At 71.1% G+C, this 19,786-nt stretch carries 18 protein-coding genes; 12 read left to right on the forward strand and 6 right to left on the reverse strand.

What is annotated here, in order from left to right:
• Window positions 1–124 precede the first annotated feature (124 nt).
• The 9 genes from gap (at window position 125) to R2D22_RS28285 (ending at window position 9,140) form a co-directional block, all read left to right on the forward strand.
• Window positions 125–1,135: a type I glyceraldehyde-3-phosphate dehydrogenase gene (gene gap / locus R2D22_RS28245; RefSeq protein WP_318107510.1), complete on the forward strand. Its 1,011-nt coding sequence runs from the start codon at window positions 125–127 to the stop codon at window positions 1,133–1,135.
• 115 nt (window positions 1,136–1,250) lie between these two features.
• Entirely contained in the window at window positions 1,251–2,462 is a 1,212-nt protein-coding gene (locus R2D22_RS28250; RefSeq protein WP_318107511.1) for a phosphoglycerate kinase, read from the forward strand.
• A 7-nt stretch (window positions 2,463–2,469) separates the two neighbouring features.
• Complete coding sequence (gene tpiA, locus R2D22_RS28255; protein ID WP_318107512.1) at window positions 2,470–3,246, forward strand: triose-phosphate isomerase; 777 nt, start codon at window positions 2,470–2,472, stop codon at window positions 3,244–3,246.
• 130 nt (window positions 3,247–3,376) lie between these two features.
• Complete coding sequence (secG, locus tag R2D22_RS28260; protein WP_318110027.1) at window positions 3,377–3,607, forward strand: preprotein translocase subunit SecG; 231 nt, start codon at window positions 3,377–3,379, stop codon at window positions 3,605–3,607.
• Window positions 3,608–3,699: 92 nt separating this feature from the next.
• On the forward strand, window positions 3,700–4,035 hold the full coding sequence (locus R2D22_RS28265; RefSeq protein WP_003957010.1) for an RNA polymerase-binding protein RbpA: 336 nt from the start codon (window positions 3,700–3,702) through the stop codon (window positions 4,033–4,035).
• 124 nt (window positions 4,036–4,159) lie between these two features.
• Window positions 4,160–5,377: an MFS transporter gene (locus R2D22_RS28270; protein ID WP_318107513.1), complete on the forward strand. Its 1,218-nt coding sequence runs from the start codon at window positions 4,160–4,162 to the stop codon at window positions 5,375–5,377.
• Between the two features lie 45 nt (window positions 5,378–5,422).
• Window positions 5,423–7,078 carry a glucose-6-phosphate isomerase gene (gene pgi / locus R2D22_RS28275; RefSeq protein ID WP_411977090.1) on the forward strand — a complete coding sequence of 552 codons (1,656 nt, stop codon included), beginning with the start codon at window positions 5,423–5,425 and terminating at the stop codon, window positions 7,076–7,078.
• A 5-nt stretch (window positions 7,079–7,083) separates the two neighbouring features.
• A complete protein-coding gene (locus R2D22_RS28280) occupies window positions 7,084–7,602 on the forward strand; it encodes a PH domain-containing protein (RefSeq protein ID WP_318107514.1) in 519 nt (172 codons plus the stop codon).
• Window positions 7,599–9,140 (forward strand): PH domain-containing protein, encoded by a 1,542-nt coding sequence (locus R2D22_RS28285; RefSeq protein WP_318107515.1) that lies wholly within the window; start codon window positions 7,599–7,601, stop codon window positions 9,138–9,140. The genes R2D22_RS28280 and R2D22_RS28285 overlap by 4 nt, the downstream gene beginning before the upstream one ends.
• 98 nt (window positions 9,141–9,238) lie before the next feature.
• Here R2D22_RS28285 and pgl read toward each other — a convergent pair whose 3' ends face one another.
• Genes pgl through tkt form a run of 5 tightly spaced genes read right to left on the reverse strand, consistent with a single transcriptional unit; the run spans window position 9,239 to window position 15,824 of the window.
• Complete coding sequence (pgl, locus tag R2D22_RS28290; protein ID WP_318107516.1) at window positions 9,239–10,021, reverse strand: 6-phosphogluconolactonase; 783 nt, start codon at window positions 10,019–10,021, stop codon at window positions 9,239–9,241.
• Window positions 10,018–11,052, reverse strand: a complete 1,035-nt coding sequence (opcA, locus tag R2D22_RS28295; protein ID WP_318107517.1) for a glucose-6-phosphate dehydrogenase assembly protein OpcA — start codon at window positions 11,050–11,052, stop codon at window positions 10,018–10,020. The genes pgl and opcA overlap by 4 nt, the downstream gene beginning before the upstream one ends.
• On the reverse strand, window positions 11,049–12,581 hold the full coding sequence (gene zwf / locus R2D22_RS28300) for a glucose-6-phosphate dehydrogenase (protein ID WP_318107518.1): 1,533 nt from the start codon (window positions 12,579–12,581) through the stop codon (window positions 11,049–11,051). Before zwf ends, opcA begins: the two co-directional genes overlap by 4 nt.
• A 4-nt stretch (window positions 12,582–12,585) precedes the next feature.
• Window positions 12,586–13,704 carry a transaldolase gene (gene tal, locus R2D22_RS28305; protein WP_318107519.1) on the reverse strand — a complete coding sequence of 373 codons (1,119 nt, stop codon included), beginning with the start codon at window positions 13,702–13,704 and terminating at the stop codon, window positions 12,586–12,588.
• A 32-nt stretch (window positions 13,705–13,736) separates the two neighbouring features.
• A complete protein-coding gene (tkt, locus tag R2D22_RS28310) occupies window positions 13,737–15,824 on the reverse strand; it encodes a transketolase (RefSeq protein WP_318107520.1) in 2,088 nt (695 codons plus the stop codon).
• 337 nt (window positions 15,825–16,161) lie between these two features.
• On the opposite strand from tkt, the gene R2D22_RS28315 reads away from it, so the two are divergent.
• The 3 genes from R2D22_RS28315 (at window position 16,162) to R2D22_RS28325 (ending at window position 18,705) form a co-directional block, all read left to right on the forward strand.
• Window positions 16,162–17,109: a heme o synthase gene (locus tag R2D22_RS28315; RefSeq protein WP_318107521.1), complete on the forward strand. Its 948-nt coding sequence runs from the start codon at window positions 16,162–16,164 to the stop codon at window positions 17,107–17,109.
• 104 nt (window positions 17,110–17,213) lie between these two features.
• Window positions 17,214–17,534: a hypothetical protein gene (locus tag R2D22_RS28320; protein ID WP_318107522.1), complete on the forward strand. Its 321-nt coding sequence runs from the start codon at window positions 17,214–17,216 to the stop codon at window positions 17,532–17,534.
• A gap of 94 nt (window positions 17,535–17,628) precedes the next feature.
• A complete protein-coding gene (locus R2D22_RS28325; protein WP_318107523.1) occupies window positions 17,629–18,705 on the forward strand; it encodes an amidohydrolase family protein in 1,077 nt (358 codons plus the stop codon).
• Between the two features lie 16 nt (window positions 18,706–18,721).
• Here the strand turns inward: R2D22_RS28325 and R2D22_RS28330 are convergent, their stop codons facing one another.
• Window positions 18,722–19,711, reverse strand: a complete 990-nt coding sequence (locus R2D22_RS28330; RefSeq protein ID WP_318107524.1) for a COX15/CtaA family protein — start codon at window positions 19,709–19,711, stop codon at window positions 18,722–18,724.
• Window positions 19,712–19,786: the final 75 nt, after the last annotated feature.

Genomic DNA, 19,786 nt, shown 5'->3' on the forward strand with positions numbered 1-19,786 from the left:
TCCGGACCTGCACGCGATGTCACTCTCAGGCGTTGAGAGAGGTAGGGTCGGAGGCGGTCGGGGACATCCCTAAAAAAGAACTCGCCGGCGTCGAAACCGGCGTACCTAACGAGGAGATCGGTTCGTGACGATCCGCGTAGGCATCAACGGCTTTGGCCGTATCGGTCGCAACTATTTCCGCGCGCTCCTTGAGCAGGGTGCCGACATCGAGATCGTGGCTGTCAACGACCTGGGTGACACCGCGACCACCGCGCACCTGCTGAAGTACGACACGATCCTGGGCCGTCTCAAGGCCGAGGTCACGCACACCGCCGACACCATCACGGTCGACGGCCACACCATCAAGGTGCTCTCCGAGCGCAACCCCGCCGACATCCCGTGGGGCGAGCTGGGCGTCGACATCGTCATCGAGTCGACCGGCATCTTCACCAAGAAGGCCGACGCCGAGAAGCACATCGCCGGCGGCGCGAAGAAGGTCCTGATCTCGGCTCCGGCCACCGACGAGGACATCACCATCGTGATGGGCGTCAACCAGGACAAGTACGACCCGGCGAACCACAACGTCATCTCCAACGCCTCCTGCACCACGAACTGTGTGGCGCCGATGGCCAAGGTCCTCGACGAGAACTTCGGCATCGTCCGCGGCCTGATGACGACGGTCCACGCGTACACCAACGACCAGCGCATCCTCGACTTCCCGCACAAGGACCTGCGCCGCGCCCGCGCCGCCGCGGAGAACATCATCCCGACCACGACGGGTGCCGCCAAGGCCACCGCCCTGGTCCTGCCGCAGCTCAAGGGCAAGCTGGACGGCATCGCCATGCGCGTCCCGGTCCCGACCGGCTCGGCCACCGACCTCGTCGTGCAGCTGCAGCGCGAGGTCACCAAGGACGAGGTCAACGCCGCGTTCAAGAAGGCCGCGGAGGACGGCGACCTCAAGGGCATCCTCTACTACACCGAGGACCCGATCGTCTCCTCGGACATCGTGAGCGACCCGGCCTCCTGCACCTTCGACGCCTCCCTGACCATGGTTCAGGAGGGCAACTCGGTGAAGATCCTCGGCTGGTACGACAACGAGTGGGGCTACTCCAACCGCCTCGTCGACCTCACCGTCTTCGTCGGCGACCAGCTCTGAGCGATCCCGGCCTAGGCATCTCGATGTAACCGCAGGGCTCGGGCAGTGCAAAGATGCACTGTCCGGGCCCTGCCGTGTGTGCGCCCGTTCCGACCTGCAAGGAGTCAGTAACCCCATGAAGACGATCGACGAGCTGCTCGCCGAGGGCGTGGCCGGTAAGCGGGTGTTCGTCCGCGCCGACCTCAACGTGCCGCTGGCCGGCGACACGATCACCGACGACGGCCGCATCCGCGCCGTGCAGCCCACGATCAAGGCGCTCGCCGAGGCCGGCGCCCGGGTGGTCGTCGCCTCGCACCTGGGCCGTCCCAAGGGCGCCCCGGACCCGGCCTTCTCGCTCGCCCCGGCCGCACGGCGGCTCGGCGAACTGCTCGGCACCGAAGTGGCGTTCGCGACCGACACGGTCGGCGACTCCGCCAAGGCCACCGTCGCGGGCCTCGCCGACGGCCAGGTCGCCGTCATCGAGAACCTCCGGTTCAACGCCGGGGAGACCTCGAAGGACGACGCCGAGCGCGGCGCCTTCGCCGACCGGCTCGCCGAGCTGGCCGACCTGTACGTGGGCGACGGCTTCGGTGCCGTGCACCGCAAGCACGCCTCGGTCTTCGACCTCCCGGCCCGCCTGCCGCACGCGGCCGGCTACCTCATCGCCACCGAGGTCGGTGTCCTGGAGAAGCTGACCAGCGACGTCAAGCGCCCCTACGTGGTGGTGCTCGGCGGCGCCAAGGTCTCCGACAAGCTCGCCGTCATCGACGAGCTGCTCGGCAAGGCCGACCGCATCCTCATCGGCGGCGGCATGGCCTACACCTTCCTCAAGGCCAAGGGCTACGAGGTCGGCATCTCCCTCCTCCAGGAGGACCAGATCCCGACCGTGACCGAGTACATGGAGCGCGCCGAGAAGAACGGCGTCGAGCTGGTGCTCCCGGTCGACATCCTGGCCTCGGCGGAGTTCCCCGACCTCAAGGGCAAGACCCCGGCCGACTACATCACCGTCGACGCCGACGCGATCCCCTCCGACAAGGAGGGCCTCGACATCGGCCCGAAGACCCGCGAGCTGTACGCCTCGAAGATCGCGGACGCCGAGACCGTCTTCTGGAACGGTCCGCTGGGCGTCTTCGAGCACCCCGACTACGCCGGCGGCACCCGCGCGATCGCGCAGGCCCTCGTCGACAGCAGCGCCTTCACCGTCGTCGGCGGCGGAGACTCCGCCGCCGCCGTGCGCACGCTGGGCTTCGACGAGAATGCTTTCGGCCACATCTCGACCGGCGGCGGCGCCAGCCTCGAGTACCTCGAGGGCAAGACGCTCCCCGGCCTCGCCGCACTGGAGGACTGACCCACCCATGACCACGCGCACCCCGCTGATGGCGGGCAACTGGAAGATGAACCTCAACCACCTCGAGGCCATCGCGCACGTCCAGAAGCTCTCCTTCGCCCTGAACGACAAGGACTACGACGCCGTCGAGGTCGCGGTCCTGGTGCCCTTCACCGACCTGCGGTCCGTGCAGACCGTGATCGAGGGCGACAAGCTGAAGATCAAGTTCGGCGCCCAGGACATCTCGGCGTTCGACTCCGGCGCCTACACCGGCGAGATCTCCGGCCCGATGCTGGCCAAGCTGAACTGCTCCTATGTGGCCGTCGGGCACTCGGAGCGCCGTCAGTACCACAACGAGACGGACGAGCTCTGCAACGCCAAGGTCAAGGCGGCGTTCAAGCACGGCGTGACCCCGATCCTGTGCGTCGGTGAGGGCCTGGACGTCCGCAAGGCCGGGAACCAGGTCGCGTACACCCTCGCGCAGCTCGACGGCGGCCTGAAGGACGTCCCGGCCGAGCAGGCCGAGTCGATCGTGATCGCGTACGAGCCGGTCTGGGCCATCGGTACCGGCGAGGTCGCCACCCCGGAGGACGCCCAGGAGGTCTGCGGGGCGATCCGCGGACGGCTCGCGGAGCTGTACTCGCAGGAGCTGGCCGACCAGGTCCGCATCCAGTACGGCGGCTCGGTGAAGGCCGGGAACGTCGCCGCGATCATGGCGCAGCCGGACGTCGACGGCGCCCTGGTGGGCGGCGCGGCGCTGGACTCGGAGGAGTTCGTCAAGATCGTCCGGTTCCGCGACCAGTGACGCCTGCAGTGAGTATGCGGTAGCGACGATCCGTCGTACCCTTGCGGGGGCCGCCGGGCTGTGTGAGCCTGTCGGCCCCCGTCGTACATACATTCCGAGAATTGCCAGGAAGTAGGGTCCAGCCGTGGTTATGGGGTTCTCGATCGCCCTGATCGTCTTCAGCCTGCTGCTGATGCTGCTCGTGCTGATGCACAAGGGGAAGGGCGGCGGCCTCTCCGACATGTTCGGCGGCGGTATGCAGTCGTCCGTGGGCGGCTCGTCGGTGGCCGAGCGGAACCTGGACCGCATCACGATCGTGATCGGTCTGCTCTGGTTCGCGTGCATTGTCGTACTTGCGCTTCTTATGAAGCTGGACAGCTGAGCGCGCTTCTTGTAACTCCAATCACTGGACGCGCGTTGGGCCTTACGTAGACTGGGGCATCTTCGAGCACCATCACGCAGGGAGTTACGACCGTGGCAAGTGGCAACGCGATCCGGGGAAGCCGGGTCGGAGCGGGGCCGATGGGGGAGGCCGAGCGGGGCGAGTCGGCACCGCGCCTCCGCATCTCCTTCTGGTGCTCGAACGGGCACGAGACGCAGCCGAGCTTCGCCAGCGACGCGCAGGTTCCCGACACCTGGGACTGCCCGCGCTGCGGATTCCCGGCCGGCCAGGACCGGGACAACCCGCCGGACCCGCCCCGCACCGAGCCCTACAAGACGCACCTCGCGTACGTACGGGAGCGGCGCAGCGACGCGGACGGCGAGGCGATCCTCGCCGAGGCCCTGGCCAAGCTTCGCGGCGAGATCTGATGAGCATCCGGACGGGCCCGGCCCGCGACGACTGTCGTGGACCGGGCCCGTCCGTCGTTGTCAGTGCCGCCCCCTAGTGTCGAGCGGTGAGGGGATCACCGCTCGACGACACGGGGGAGGCGGGATGACGGCCGCTCAGGAAGCGTCGGCGGTACGGGTCGTGCCCGCCTGGCGCGGCGGCTTCGGACGGCTGTGGACCGCGGCCGTCGTGTCCCGGTTCGGGGACGCGCTGCGCGGCGCCGCGCTGCCGCTGCTCGCCGCCTCGCTCACCGACGATCCGCTGCTCGTCGCCTCCGTCACCGCCTGCGGGTACCTGCCGTGGCTGCTGTTCGGGCTGCTCGGCGGCACGGTCGCCGACCGGGTCGACCAGCGGCGCGCGATGTGGGCCGTCGATCTGGTGCGCGCGGCTCTGGTCGCCGGCTTCGCCGTCGCCGTCGCGCTCGGCGACGCCTCCATCGCCCTGCTGCTCGGGCTCGCCTTCGCCCTCACCACACTGCAGACCCTCTTCGACAACGCGGCCACCGCACTGCTGCCCTCGGTCGTCCCGGCCGGTGCGCTGGCCGGGGCCAACGCCCGGCTGATGACCGGGCAGCAGATCGCCGGCGGGGCGCTCGGCGCCCCGCTGACGCCCGTCCTGCTGGCGGCCGGCGCCGCCGTCCCGTACGCCGTCGACGCCGCCACGTACCTGCTCGGCGCCCTGCTGCTCGGCGGGCTGCGGACCGAGGCGCCCGACCGGCCGCCGAGACCGGCCGGCTCCACCCTGCGCGCGGAGACGGCCGAGGGGCTGGCCGTGCTGTGGCGGGACCGCGCGCTGCGCCGACTCTGCCTCGCGACCACCCTGTGCAACGTCGGCATGGGCGCCCTGATCGCCACCCTCGTCCTGCACGTCACCGGCTGGCTGGGCGGCGGGGACGACGCGTACGCCCTGGTCCTCACCGCCTACGCGGCGGGCAGCGTCGGCGGCGGTCTGCTCGCCCGCCGACTGGCCGAACGGACCGGCCGGATACGGGCGGTGTTCCTGGCCGGCCTGGTCCAGACGGGCTGCCTGGTCGTCATGGGCACCGTGCACTCCCTCGTGGCCACGGCCGGGGCGATGGCCGTGTTCGGCGTCATGGGGACGGTGTGGAACACCAACCAGGTGACGCTCATGCAGGAACGCGCCCCCGAGGGGATGATCGGCCGGATCAGCGCCGCCTTCCGCACCCTCGCGGTCGCCGGCGCCCCGCTGGGCGCGCTGCTCGGCGGCGCGGCCGCCGCCGGAATCGGCCTGAACACGCCCGCGTTGCTGGCGGCCGCCCTGTTCGCGTGCGCGGTCGCGTGTCTGGCCCGCCGGATCAACTAGGTTGGAGGGGCAGCGGGGCAAGCATGCAGGGAGAAGAAAAGGGCGATGTCCGAGATGAACACGAAGACCAGGCTCGACCGGATGCCGGAGTGGGCCGCCCTCGGCAAGCACCGTGAGCAGCTGGGCGACACCCATCTGCGCGAACTGTTCGCCGCCGACGCGAACCGCGGCAGCGCGTACACCCTGCGCGTCGGCGACCTCCACCTCGACTACTCCAAGAACCTGGTCACCGACGAGACCCTCGCCCTGCTGCGCGAGCTGGCCGTCGCCACCGGCGTCGCCGGGCTGCGCGACGCGATGTTCCGCGGCGAGAAGATCAACACCACCGAGGACCGCGCGGTCCTGCACACCGCCCTGCGCGCCCCGCGCGACGCCGTGATCGAGGTCGACGGCGAGAACGTGGTGCCCGGCGTGCACGCCGTCCTCGACAAGATGGCCGCCTTCTCCGAACGGGTCCGCTCCGGGCAGTGGACCGGCCACACCGGCCGCCCGATCCGCAACGTCGTCAACATCGGCATCGGCGGCTCCGACCTCGGCCCCGCGATGGCCTACGAGGTGCTGCGCTCCTTCACCGACCGCGGCCTGACGTTCCGTTTCGTCTCCAACGTCGACGGCGCCGACCTGCACGAGGCGGTCCGCGACCTCGACCCGGCCGAGACGCTCTTCGTCATCGCCTCGAAGACCTTCACCACCATCGAGACCATCACCAACGCCACCTCCGCGCGCGACTGGCTGCTCACCGAGCTGAGGGCTGGTCAGGAGGCCGTCGCCAAGCACTTCGTGGCCCTGTCGACCAACGCCGAGAAGGTCGAGGAGTTCGGCATCGACACGGCCAACATGTTCGAGTTCTGGGACTGGGTCGGCGGCCGGTACTCGTACGACTCGGCCATCGGCCTCACCCTGATGATCGCCATCGGGCCGGACCGGTTCCGCGAGATGCTCGACGGCTTCCACCTCGTCGACGAGCACTTCCGCACCGCGCCGCCGGAGGAGAACGCGCCGCTCCTGCTCGGCCTGCTCGGTGTCTGGTACGGCGCCTTTTTCGACGCCCAGTCGCACGCGGTCCTGCCGTACTCGCACTACCTGTCGAAGTTCACCGCCTACCTCCAGCAGCTCGACATGGAGTCCAACGGCAAGTCCGTCGACCGCGACGGCAGGCCGGTCGACTGGCAGACCGGGCCGGTGGTCTGGGGCACTCCGGGCACCAACGGCCAGCACGCCTACTACCAGTTGATCCACCAGGGCACCAAGTTCATCCCGGCCGACTTCATCGGCTTCGCCGAGCCCGTCGCCGACCTGCTGCCCGGCCTGGTCCCGCAGCACGACCTGCTGATGGCGAACTTCTTCGCCCAGACGCAGGCGCTGGCCTTCGGCAAGACCCCGGAGGAGGTGCGCGCCGAGGGCGTGGCCGAGGAACTCGTGCCGCACAAGACCTTCAAGGGCAACCACCCGACCACGACGATCCTCGCCAAGGAACTGACGCCGTCCGTCCTGGGCCAGCTGATCGCGCTGTACGAGCACAAGGTCTTCGTCCAGGGCGCCGTCTGGAACATCGACTCCTTCGACCAGTGGGGAGTGGAGCTCGGAAAGGTCCTGGCCAAGAGGATCGAGCCGGTCCTGACGACGGGTGAGGGGGCGGACCGGCTGGACGGCTCCACCGCCGGTCTGGTCTCGGTGTACCGGAGCCTGCGAGGCCGCTGACCGACATGACGCACACGGGGGAGGACACGGTGCACGGAGGGGTACGGCTCCGGCCGCCGAGGAACACGCTCGACGGCCGGGCGCTCGGCTGGTGGCGGACCCAGCTGCTGATCACGACCGCCGTGCCGGTGGTGGTCCTCGGCGTGCTCGGCGCGCTGATCGCACCGGCCCGGTTCTGGCTGCTGCTGCCCGCCACGATCCTCGCGGCGGTCGGCCTGGGCTGCACCGCGATCCTCCCCCGGTGGTGGTTCCGGGTGCACCGCTGGGAGGTCACCGACGATGCCGTCTACGTCCGCACCGGGGCGTTCTGGCAGGAGTGGCGGATCGCGCCGATGTCCCGGATCCAGACCGTGGACACCGTGCGCGGACCGCTGGAGCAGGCCTTCCGGCTGGCCACGGTGACCGTGACGACCGCTTCGTCGAAGGGCGCGATCCGGATCGAGGGACTCGATCACGAGGTCGCCGCCGAGCTCGCCCAGCGGCTCACCCTGATCACCGGGGACACCCCCGGGGACGCCACATGACCGCCGCCGACGCTCCGGGCACGGGGGATCCGCCGGGCACGGAGGAGGAGTGGCGCCGGCTCGACAAGCGGACGGTGCTCGTCACCGTCGGCGTCATGGCCGGTGTCGCCGGAGGCGCCGCCGTGCCCACCACCCTGGGCCTGGCCGACGGCATGCCGATGTGGCAGGCGCTGGCCTGGGTGCTGACCGGCGCCGCCCTGCTGATCGGCTGCGGCGCCGCCGGAGACTACGTCCGCTGGCGCCGGACCCGCTACCGCATCGGCCCCGACCGGGCCGAGCTGCACAGCGGCCTGCTGCTCGTCACCCGCCGCTCGCTGGCCCGCGAGCGGATCCGCAGCGTGGACCTCACCGCCCACCCGATGCTCCGGATACTCGGCCTGGTCAAGGTGCGCATAGGCACCGGCGAGCACGCGGGCGGCGAGTCCACCCTCGAACTCGACCCGGTCGCCCGCGCGGAGGGCGAGCGGCTCCGCCTGCTCCTGCTCGACCGGCCCGCGGCCGCCGACGCGGATTCCGGGCGGGACGGCGCGCTCGCCGTGTTCGACCCCCGCTGGATCCGCTACGCCCCCGTCTCCTTCGTCGCCCCGCTGCTGGGCGGCGCCGCAGCCGGCGCGGTGATGCAGGTCAGCGAGTGGTTCGGGGCGCAGGGCAAGGTGATCGACTGGGTGGCCGACCGCTTCGAGCACACCTCGCTCGTCTGGATGATCCTGGTCCTCGTGCTGGCCGCGCTCGTCACCGGTCTGGTCGGCGCGCTCGGCCTGTGGGTCGAGATGTGGTGGAACTACCGCTTGGAGCGCGAGCCCGGCGGCACCCTCCGGGTCCGCCGCGGCCTATTCACCGCCCGCTCGATCTCCCTCGAGGAGCGCCGGCTGCGCGGTGTCGAGCTGGTCGAACCGCTCGGCGTGCGCACCTTCGGGGCCGCCCGGGTGGACGCGGTCGCCACCGGCATTGCCGAGGACGACGAGGACCAGCACGCCGAGCACAAGACCCTGCTGCCGCCCGCGCCCCGGCCGGTCGCCGACGCGGTCGCGGCCGAGGTGCTGCGCGAGCCCGTCGCCCCGACCGGCGCGCCGCTCGTGAGCCACCCGCCGGCCGCCCGCACGCGCCGGCTGCGCCGGGCCCTGTGGGGCGCGGCCGTGCCCGTCGTCGTCCTCACCCTCCTCGGCGTGCTGCTCGGTGTCGGCGCGCTGCTGTACGGGGCCGTGGCCTGCGCGCTCGTCGTCACGCCGCTCGCGCTGCTGGCCGCCCGGGACGCGTACCGCAACCTGGGGCACGGCATCACCGGCCGCTATCTGGTGACCCGCTCCGGTACCCTGCGCCGGACCACCGTCGCCCTTCAGCGCGGCGGGGTCATCGGCTGGACCGTCCGGCAGTCGTACTTCCAGCGCCGGGCCGGCCTCGTGACCCTGACCGCGACGACCGCGGCGGGATCCGGCGCGTACCCGGTGCACGACGCGGACCAGAGCGAGGCGATACGGTTCGCCGCCGAGGCGGTGCCGGACCTCCTGGAGGCGTTCCTGGTGGACCGGACGCCGTAGTCCGGACGCCGAAGTGCGCTGCAGTATGCCGCAGCACGCCGAAGGCCCCGGCCCACCTTGAGGGGGAACCGGGGCCTTCGCCGGTCTGCGGCCGTCCGTCAGGCGGACGTGGCCGGGTACAGCTCGCGCGGCAGGGCCGAGGCCGCCGCCGTGTCCATCAGCCACAGCGTGTGCGAGAGCCCTCGGGCGCCCGCCGCCGGGACCTGGACCTCGCCCGCGCCGGACAGCGCGAGTGCCGCGGCCTTCGCCTTGTCCTCGCCGGCCGCCAGCAGCCAGACCTCACGGGCCGCCCGGATCGCCGGCAGGGTCAGCGAGACCCGGGTCGGCGGGGGCTTCGGCGCGCCGTGCACGCCGACCACCGTCAGCTCGGTCTCCCGCACGCCCGGCGACTCCGGGAACAGCGAGGCGACATGGGTGTCCGGGCCGACGCCCAGCATCAGCACGTCGAACGTCGGGACGCCGAGATGGTCCTCGGGACCGGCCGCGGCGGCCAGTTCCGCGGCGTACCCGGCGGCCGCGGCGTCGGCGTCGGAGCCGTACGGGCCGTCCGACGCGGGCATCGCGTGCACCCGCGCCGGGTCCAGCGGCACCAGGTCGAGCAGCGCCTCACGGGCCTGGGTGACGTTGCGGTCCGGATGGCCCTCCGGCAGGAACCGCTCGTCGCCCCACCACAGGTCGAGCCGCGACCAGTCGATCGCGTCCCGCGCCGGGGACGAACCCAGCGCCGCCAGCAGGCCGTTGCCGTTGCGCCCGCCGGTCAGCACCACCGAGGCGGAGCCGCGGGTGGCCTGCGCGTCCACGACCCGGGTGATCAGCCGGGCCGCCGCGGCCTGGGCCATCAGCTCCTTGTCGCGCTGCACGACGAGCTGCGGGGTGCTCACTTGGCCGCCGCCTTCTTGGCCGGGGCCTTCTTCGCGGCGGGCGTCTGAGCCCCGGCGGATGCGGCGGCCGGAGCCCCCGCGTCCGCCGGCGGGTTCGGAGCCTTCTCCTCGCCCAGCCGCGCCACGCCGTAGCGCAGCGCCGACGCGTACGTGTCGTCCGGGTCGAGCCGCCGCAGCTCCTCCGCGATCAGCTCGGCCGTCTCGCGGCGCTTGAGCGCCACCGCACGGTCAGGCTGTCCCTGGATGGAGAGCGTGGCCAGCGAGCCGTCCGGCCGGTCGAGGACGATCGGCCCGCAGTCGGACTCCAGCCGCACCGACGTCAGTCCGGGGCCCGGCGAGACCAGACGATTCACCGGCACCTTCAGCCGGTCCGCCAGCCACATGGCCAGCAGCTCGACGCTCGGGTTGAGCTCCTCGCCCTCCACCGCGGCCGAGGTGACCTGGCAGGCGACCTGGTCCAGCGCGGCGGCGAGCATCGAGCGCCACGGCGTGATCCGGGTCCACGCCAGGTCGGTGTCGCCCGGGGTGTACGCCTCGCTGCGGGCAGCCAGCTCCTCGATGGGCTGCTCGCAGGCGTACGCGTCCGTGACGCGGCGCTGCGCCAGCGCGCCCAGTGGGTCGTTGGCCGGGTCGGTCGGCGCGTTCACCGGCCACCAGACGACGACCGGCGCGTCCGGCAGCAGCAGCGGCAGCACCACGGACTGGGCGTGGTCGATGACCTCGCCGTACAGCCGCAGGACAACCGTTTCGCCGGTGGACGCGTCCGCGCCGAGGCGGACCTCGGCGTCGAGTCGCGCCTTGGCCCGGTCGCGCGCCGATCGGGCGGCCCGCTTGATGACCACCAGGGTCCGCGAGGGGTGCTCGCGGGACGCCTCGTTGGCGGCCTTCAGCGCGTCGTACTGGTTCTCCTCGTCGGTGACGATGACGAGGGTCAGCACCATGCCGATGGCCGGCGTGCCGAGCGCCCGCCGTCCGAGCACCAGCGCCTTGTTGATCTTGCTTGACGTGGTGTCAGTCAGGTCGGTCTTCATGGCCGGCGCCAGCTCCGTCCGTCTCGTGCGAGCATTTCGTCCGCCTCGACCGGCCCCCAGGTCCCGGACTGGTACTGGGCGGGCTTGCCGTGCTTGTCCCAGTACTGCTCGATCGGGTCGAGGATCTTCCAGGACAGCTCGACCTCCTCGACCCGCGGGAAGAGGTTGGAGTCGCCGAGCAGCACATCGAGGATCAGCCGCTCGTACGCCTCCGGGCTGGACTCGGTGAAGGACTCGCCGTAGGCGAAGTCCATCGAGACGTCCCGGACCTCCATCTGCGTGCCCGGCACCTTGGCGCCGAACCGCAGCGTCACGCCCTCGTCCGGCTGGACCCGGATGACCAGGGCGTTCTGCCCCAGCTCCTCCGTCGCCGTGTGGTCGAAGGGGGAGTGCGGAGCGCGCTGGAAGACCACCGCGATCTCGGTGACGCGGCGGCCCAGGCGCTTGCCGGTCCGCAGGTAGAACGGGACGCCCGCCCAGCGGCGGTTGTCGATCTCCAGCTTGATGGCCGCGTAGGTGTCGGTCTTCGACTTGGGGTCGATGCCGTCCTCCTGCAGGTAGCCGACGGCCTTCGCGCCGCCCTGCCACCCGGCCGTGTACTGCGCGCGCACGGTGTGCCGGCCCAGGTCGTCGGGCAGCTTCACCGCGCCGAGCACCTTGGTCTTCTCCGCCGCCAGCGCGTCCGCGTCGAAGGAGGCGGGCTCCTCCATCGCGGTCAGCGCGAGCAGCTGCAGGAGGTGGTTCTGGATGACGTCACGGGCGGCGCCGATGCCGTCGTAGTACCCGGCCCGGCCGCCGATGCCGATGTCCTCGGCCATCGTGATCTGGACGTGGTCGACGTACGACCGGTTCCAGAGCGGCTCGAAGAGGGTGTTGGCGAAGCGGAGCGCCAGGATGTTCTGGACGGTCTCCTTGCCCAGGTAGTGGTCGATGCGGAAGACCTGGTCCGGGGCGAAGACGTCGTGGACGACCTCGTTGAGCTCCTCCGCGGAGGCCAGGTCGTGTCCGAACGGCTTCTCGATGACGGCGCGCCGCCAGGAGCCCGCGGGCGGTTCCGCGAGCTTGTGCTTCTTCAGCTGCTGGACGACCTTGGGGAAGAACTTCGGCGGCACCGAGAGGTAGAACGCGAAGTTGCCGCCGGTGCCCTGCGCCTTGTCCAGCTCGTCGACGGTGGACTTCAGCTGCTCGAAGGCGTCGTCGTCGTCGAAGTCGCCCTGGACGAAGCGCATCCCCTGGATCAGCTGGTGCCACACCTCCTCGCGGAACGGGGTGCGGGCATGCTGCTTGACGGCCTCGTAGACCTCCTGGGCGAAGTCCTCGTCCTGCCACTCGCGGCGGGCGAAGCCGATGAGCGCGAAGCCCGGCGGCAGCAGACCGCGATTGGCCAGGTCGTAGACGGCAGGCATCAGCTTCTTACGGGACAAATCGCCCGTGACACCGAAAATCACCAGGCCCGACGGCCCCGCGATACGCGGGAGCCGTCGGTCTGCGGCGTCACGGAGCGGGTTGGCTCCGTGGACTGCGCTCAAGGTGTTACGCCTCCGAAGGTGCGAGGCGGTCGAGCTCTGCCTCGGTGGACTTGAGCAGGTCGTTCCAGGACGCCTCGAACTTGTCGACGCCCTCGTCCTCGAGGAGCTGGACGACGTCGTCGTACGAGATGCCCAGCTTCTCGACCGCGGCCAGTTCGGCACGCGACTGGTCGTACGTGCCGCGGACGGTGTCCCCGGCCACCACGCCGTGGTCGGCGGTGGCGTCCAGAGTGGCCTCCGGCATGGTGTTCACCGTGCCGGGCGCGACCAGGTCGACCACGTACAGGGTGTCCTTGTAGGCCGGATCCTTGACGCCGGTCGAGGCCCACAGCGGACGCTGCTTGTTGGCCTGCGCCTTGTCGAGCGCGGCCCAGCGGTCCGAGGAGAAGACCTCCTCGAACGCCTCGTAGGCCAGCCGGGCGTTGGCCAGCGCGGCCTTGCCCTTGAGGCCCTTGGCCTCGTCGGTGCCGATCGCGTCCAGGCGCTTGTCGATCTCGGTGTCCACGCGGGAGACGAAGAAGGACGCCACGGAGTGGATCTTGGAGAGATCCAGGCCGCGCTCGCGGGCCTTCTCCAGACCGGCCAGGTACGCGTCCATGACCGCGCGGTAGCGCTCCAGCGAGAAGATCAGCGTCACGTTGACGCTGATGCCGAGGCCGATGACCTCGGTGATCGCCGGCAGACCCGCCTTGGTGGCCGGAATCTTGATGAGCGTGTTGGGGCGGTCCACCAGCCAGGCCAGCTGCTTGGCCTCGGCGATGGTGGCCGTCGTGTCGTGGGCCAGACGGGGGTCGACCTCGATGGAGACCCGGCCGTCCTGGCCGTCCGTCGCGTCGAAGACCGGGCGCAGGATGTCGGCGGCGTCACGGACGTCCGCCGTCGTGATCATGCGGATGGCCTCGTCGACGGTCACCTTGCGGGCGGCGAGGTCCGCGAGCTGCTGCTCGTACCCGTCGCCGTGCGAGATGGCCTTCTGGAAGATCGACGGGTTGGTGGTCACGCCGACCACGTGGCTCTGGTCGATGAGCTCGGCGAGGTTGCCGGACGTGATCCGCTTGCGCGAGAGGTCGTCCAGCCAGATCGCGACGCCTTCGTCGGAGAGGCGCTTGAGTGCGTCTGTCATGAGAGGTTCTCCAAAAATCGTGTCTGTCGGCGTCAGCGCGCTGCGGCTTCGAGAGATTCCCGGGCGGCGGCGGCCACCGCGTCGGCCGTGAAGCCGAACTCGCGGAACAGCACCTTCGCGTCCGCCGAAGCACCGAAGTGCTCAAGCGAGACGATCCGGCCGGCGTCGCCGACGTACTTGTGCCAGGTCAGGCCGATGCCCGCCTCGACCGCGACGCGGGCCTTCACCGACGGCGGCAGGACGGAGTCCTTGTACGCCTGGTCCTGCTCCTCGAACCACTCCACCGACGGCATCGAGACCACCCGGGTCGGGATGCCGGCGGCCTGCAGCTGCTCGCGCGCCTCGACGGCGAGCTGCACCTCGGAGCCGGTGCCGATGAGCACGACCTGCGGCTCGCCGCCGTCGGCGTCGAACAGCACGTAGCCGCCCTTGGCCGCGTCCTCGTTCGGCGCGTAGGTCGGCACGCCCTGGCGGGTCAGCGCGAGGCCGTGCGGGGCCCCCTTGCCGAACACCTTCGTGTGGCGCTTGACGATCTCGCGCCAGGCGATCGCGGTCTCGTTCGCGTCCGCCGGACGGACGACGTTCAGACCGGGGATCGCGCGCAGCGACGCCAGGTGCTCGACCGGCTGGTGCGTCGGGCCGTCCTCGCCGAGACCGATCGAGTCGTGCGTCCAGACGTAGGTCACCGGCAGGTGCATCAGCGCGGACAGCCGCACCGCGTTGCGCATGTAGTCGGAGAACACCAGGAAGGTGCCGCCGTAGATGCGGGTGTTGCCGTGCAGCGCGATGCCGTTCATCTCGGCGGCCATCGAGTGCTCGCGGATGCCGTAGTGGATCGTGCGGCCGTACGGGTCCGCCTCCGGCAGCGGGTTGCCCTCGGGCAGGAACGACGACGACTTGTCGATCGTCGTGTTGTTCGAGCCGGCCAGGTCGGCCGAGCCGCCCCACAGCTCCGGGATCACGGCGCCGAGCGCCTGCAGGACCTTGCCCGAGGCGGCACGGGTCGCGATGCCCTTGCCCGCCTCGAAGACCGGAAGGGCTTCCTCCCAGCCCGCGGGCAGCTCGTTCGCCTGGATGCGGTCGAACTCGGCGGCGCGCTCCGGGTTGGCGGTGCGCCACTCGGCCAGCGACTTCTCCCACCCGGCGCGGGCCTCGCGGCCGCGGTCGCCGAGCCCGCGGGTGTGGTCGATGACCTCGTCGGTGACCTCGAAGGTCTGCTCCGGGTCGAAGCCCAGGACGCGCTTGGTGGCCGCGATCTCCTCGTCGCCGAGGGCCGAGCCGTGCGCGGCCTCGGTGTTCTGGGCGTTCGGGGCGGGCCAGGCGATGATCGAGCGCATCGCGATGAACGACGGGCGCTCGGTCTCCGCCTCGGCGGCGCGGATCGCGGCGTACAGCGCCGCCGGGTCCAGGTCGCCGTTGGCCTGCGGCTCCACGCGCTGGACGTGCCAGCCGTACGCCTCGTACCGCTTCATCGTGTCCTCGGACACGGCGGTCTCGGTGTCGCCCTCGATCGAGATGTGGTTGTCGTCCCACAGCAGGATCAGGTTGCCGAGCTTCTGGTGACCGGCCAGCGAGGACGCCTCGGCGGAGATGCCCTCCTGGAGGCAGCCGTCACCGGCGATCGCGTAGATGTGGTGGTCGAACGGGGAGGTGCCGGGGGCCGCCTCCGGGTCGAACAGACCGCGCTCGTAGCGGGCGGCCATCGCCATGCCCACGGCGTTGGCGACGCCCTGGCCCAGCGGGCCGGTGGTCGTCTCGACGCCCGCGGTGTGGCCGTACTCCGGGTGACCGGGGGTCTTCGAGCCCCAGGTGCGGAACGCCTTCAGGTCGTCCAGCTCGAGACCGAAGCCGCCCAGGTACAGCTGGGTGTAGAGGGTCAGGGACGAGTGGCCCGCGGAGAGCACGAACCGGTCGCGGCCCACCCACTCCGGGTCGGCCGGGTCGTGGCGCATCACCTTCTGGAAGAGGGTGTACGCGGCGGGGGCCAGGCTCATGGCCGTACCGGGATGGCCGTTGCCGACCTTCTGTACGGCGTCCGCGGCCAGGATGCGGGCGGTGTCCACGGCCCGCTGGTCCAATTCGGTCCACTCGAGGTCTGTGGTGGTCGGCTTAGTGCTCACCCTGGGTCAGGGCTCCTCTCCACATGTCTGTAGCCGGTGACTGAGGGTGTACCGGCGGTGTCGAGCCTACCCCTGACACCACGCCCCTCATTTTCGCCTCGGGGGCCCTCAAATGAGCGGATACAGCAAGAGTGCCGGTCACTCCGTGAGTTCGCCTCCCGAGCCGCGTCCACGTGACTCCGGGTCGTGTCCACCCCTTGGGACGAGCGCCTCCAACACGACCCCACCCCCGCGAAGATCGGCGTATGGGCAACGTCTACAGTGGCGTGGTACGCGCAAGTCTTCACCCCGTCTTCATCCGGGGAGCTTGCTGGGAAATTCTCTGTCAGGGGTGTGCGTGACGGCCGTCGAGAACCGACCCGCCGGGGTCGTCTTGACTCCCAGCCCGGGCGGCCATCGGCCGTTCGGGGCTCGCGTCAAGGCATTCGTGGCGCTGACCAAGCCGCGAATCATCGAGCTGCTGCTCATCACCACCGTTCCGGTGATGTTCCTCGCCGAGCAGGGCGTACCGAACATGTGGCTGGTCCTCGCCACGTGTACCGGTGGCTACCTCTCGGCGGGCGGCGCCAACGCGCTGAACATGTACATCGACCGGGACATCGACGCCCTGATGGACCGGACCTCCCAGCGTCCGCTGGTCACCGGCGTGCTCACGCCCCGTGAGGGGCTGATCTTCGGCCTCACTCTCGCGGTGGTCTCCACGCTCTGGTTCGGCCTGCTGGTCAACTGGCTCTCCGCCGCGCTGTCACTCGGCGCACTGCTGTTCTACGTCGTGATCTACACGATGATCCTCAAGCGGCGCACCGCGCAGAACATCGTCTGGGGCGGCATCGCCGGCTGCCTGCCGGTGCTGATCGGCTGGTCGGCCGTCACCAACTCGATGTCCTGGGCCGCCGTCATCCTGTTCCTGGTCATCTTCTTCTGGACCCCGCCGCACTACTGGCCGCTGTCCATGAAGGTGAAGGACGACTACGCGCGGGCCGGCGTGCCGATGCTCCCGGTCCTCGCCTCGAACAAGGTCGTCGCCAAGCAGATCGTCCTCTACAGCTGGGTGATGGTCGCCGTCTCGCTGCTGCTCACCCCGCTCGGCTACACCGGCTGGTTCTACACCTCCGTGGCGCTGCTGACCGGCGGCTGGTGGCTCTGGGAGGCGCACGCGCTGCTGGCCCGCGCGAAGGCCGAGGCCACCGGCGCCAAGCTCAAGGAGATGCGCCTCTTCCACTGGTCCATCACCTACGTCTCGCTGCTCTTCGTGGCGGTCGCGGTGGACCCCTTCCTGAGGTAGCACCGGCTTCGCGGTACCGGCTTCCGACGACGGCCGGGTCACGTGGGACAGCCCACATGGCCCGGCCGTCGCCAGTGGATCTACCGCTGGGTAGCATCTTCGTCATGGCAGACACCAAGCAGGCAGAGCGCAGGGCGACCCGGCTCGCCAAGCAGATCCGGGCGTTCTCCAAGGAGCACGGCGGCGCCGAGGGGCAGCTCGCCTACATCGGCCAGATGGGCACCCGGATCGTCCTCGTCGGCGAGGACGGCGGCTGGGGCGACCTCGTGGCCCCCTCGTACACCGTCGCGCAGAGCGCCGCCGAGAAGGCCGGGCTCACCCTGCACGACGAGTTCGACGGCGAGTTCGCGGCGAAGGTCGTGACCGGCCCGTACGAGTGGACCCGGATGGCCGGCATCCAGCTCGGCGGACCGTCGAACAAGTAGCGCCCGAGGGGCCTCGACAAGATCGGGGCAACACCTCGCGTGGGGCTCACCCGTTAGGACGGGTGGAAGCCCGTCCACGCAGGGAGCCCCGCTCATGATCGAGACCCCGACTCTGGTGGACCAGTACTGCCACGGGGTGCTCCGAACGGAGCTCGGCCTCGGCACGTTCGAGGCCCACCTCGGCAGGACCGCCGGGCCGCCCGCGCCCGGCACCACCTTCTTCGACACCCAGACCGGCTTCGCGGTGCGCCGCTGGTGTCCGCCGCTGCTCGGCCTGGAGCCGCACTGCCCGCCCGCCCGGTATCTCGCCCGGCGGCGCGAGCTCGGCGTCCTGGAGTCCGGCAGGCGGCTGCTGCGCGCCTCCGGGATCTCCACCTATCTGGTCGACACCGGTATGCCCGGCGACCTCACCGGACCGGACGAGATCGCCGCCGCGGGCGACGCCCGGGCCCACGAGATCGTCCGCCTGGAACTCCTCGCCGAGCAGGTCGCCGACACCTCCGGCACCGTGGACGCCCTTCTCGCCAACCTCGCCGAGGCCGTGCACGGCGCCGCCGCGACCGCCGTCGCCTTCATCTCCGTGGCCGGCGTACGCCAGGGGTTCGCCGCACCCGAGCCGCCCGGGCCGGGGGAGGTACGCGGCGCGGCCGGGCGCTGGCTCGCCAGCCGCCGGGTCGGCGACCGGCTCACCGACCCCGTCCTGCTGCGCCATCTGCTGTGGATCGCCGTCTCCACCGGGCGGCCGCTCCAGCTCCAGGTGGGTGTCGAGGACCCGATGCCGCTCGGCGACTTCGCGGCGGCGACCGCGGGGCTCGGTACGGACCTGGTGCTGCTGCACGGCTACCCGTACCACCGGCAGGCGGCACACCTGGCGAGCGTGTTCCCGCACGTGTACGCCGATCTGGGGCCCGTCCTCGCGCAGACCGGCGCTCGGGCGGCGGCCGTGCTCGCGGAGACGCTGGAGCCGGCACCGTTCGGCAAGCTGCTGTTCTCCAGCGGCGCGCACGGGCTGCCGGAGCTGCACGTGGTGGCCGCGGCCGTGTTCCGCAGCGCGCTCGGCCGGGTGCTCGGCGACTGGGTCGGCGACGGCGCGTGGTCCCTCACCGACGCCCAGCGCGTCGCCACGATGATCGCCTCGGGCACGGCCCGCCGGATCTACGGTCTCGGCTGACCGCCCGCGGGCGGGGTCACGCGGTGGTGAGCGCCGGGTCCGTCTGCGCGGGGATCTCCGGGGCGGTGACCGGCCGCTCGCGCATGCTCAGCGCGAGGCGCACCACGGCGATCCACATCAGCGCGGAGCCGAGCATGTGCAGGCCGACCAGGATCTCCGGGACCCCGGTGAAGTACTGGACGTAGCCGATGCCGCCCTGCGCGAGGAGGACCAGCAGCAGGTCGCGGGCGCGGGCGCGGGTGTCGTCGGGGGCGTCCACGACGCGCAGCACCAGCCACATCGCGACCGCGAGCGCGCAGACCACCCAGGCGGCGACCGCGTGCAGGTGGGCGGCGTCCGTCCAGTCCCACGGCATGCGCGGGACGTCGCTGCTGTCGCCCGCGTGCTTGCCGGCGCCGGTCACCGTCGTGCCGAGCGCGATCAGCAGCGCCGAGACGATCGCGATCGCCCAGGACAGCTTGCGGACCGGCTTCGGGACCCGCGGCCGGGGCGTGGTGTCGCCTTCGCGGGTGCGCTGCCAGGTGATCACGGCGACGGTGAGGAGCGCGTTGGCGGCCAGGAAGTGGCCGGCCACGGTCCACGGGTTCAGGCCCATCCACACCGTGATGCCGCCGATGACGGCGTTGCTCATCACCAGCCAGAACTGGACCCAGCCGAGCCGGGTCAGCCCGCGCCGACGCGGCTTCACGGAACGCGCCGCGACGATCGCCCAGCCGACGGCGGCCGACAGGACGTAGGTCAGCATGCGGTTGCCGAACTCGACGATCCCGTGGAAGCCCTGCTCGGACGTGACGATCAGGCTGTCGTCCGTGCACTTGGGCCAGGTGTCGCAGCCGAGACCGGAGCCGGTCAGCCGGACCGCGCCACCGGTGACGATGATGACCACGCTCATCACGACGGCGGAGAGCGCGGCGCGCCGGAGCGTCCGGGGGGACGGCGTCCAGCGCTGGGCGATGTAGGCGAGGGGGGTCAGCACGGGCCCTATCGTAGGCGGGGGCTTGTGCACGCTTTCACGAGGGGTGGGTTGTGCGGCGGGTTGTCCCGGAACGTCACCCCGCGGAAGCTCCGCGTCACCGCCCGC

The organism is Streptomyces sp. HUAS YS2 (genome assembly GCF_033343995.1).
Lineage (GTDB): Bacteria > Actinomycetota > Actinomycetes > Streptomycetales > Streptomycetaceae > Streptomyces > Streptomyces solicathayae.

Excerpts from the sequence above, each read along its gene's own strand:
- R2D22_RS28280 (WP_318107514.1), top strand. The coding sequence starts at position 7,084 with ATGACGCACACGGGGGAGGACACGGTGCACGGAGGGGTACGGCTCCGG.
- tpiA (WP_318107512.1), top strand. The coding sequence starts at position 2,470 with ATGACCACGCGCACCCCGCTGATGGCGGGCAACTGGAAGATGAACCTC.
- secG (WP_318110027.1), top strand. The coding sequence starts at position 3,377 with ATGGGGTTCTCGATCGCCCTGATCGTCTTCAGCCTGCTGCTGATGCTG.
- R2D22_RS28325 (WP_318107523.1), top strand. The coding sequence starts at position 17,629 with ATGATCGAGACCCCGACTCTGGTGGACCAGTACTGCCACGGGGTGCTC.
- R2D22_RS28320 (WP_318107522.1), top strand. The coding sequence starts at position 17,214 with ATGGCAGACACCAAGCAGGCAGAGCGCAGGGCGACCCGGCTCGCCAAG.
- pgi (WP_411977090.1), top strand. The coding sequence starts at position 5,423 with ATGTCCGAGATGAACACGAAGACCAGGCTCGACCGGATGCCGGAGTGG.
- R2D22_RS28285 (WP_318107515.1), top strand. The coding sequence starts at position 7,599 with ATGACCGCCGCCGACGCTCCGGGCACGGGGGATCCGCCGGGCACGGAG.
- tal (WP_318107519.1), bottom strand. The coding sequence starts at position 13,704 with ATGACAGACGCACTCAAGCGCCTCTCCGACGAAGGCGTCGCGATCTGG.
- opcA (WP_318107517.1), bottom strand. The coding sequence starts at position 11,052 with ATGAAGACCGACCTGACTGACACCACGTCAAGCAAGATCAACAAGGCG.
- R2D22_RS28270 (WP_318107513.1), top strand. The coding sequence starts at position 4,160 with ATGACGGCCGCTCAGGAAGCGTCGGCGGTACGGGTCGTGCCCGCCTGG.
- R2D22_RS28250 (WP_318107511.1), top strand. The coding sequence starts at position 1,251 with ATGAAGACGATCGACGAGCTGCTCGCCGAGGGCGTGGCCGGTAAGCGG.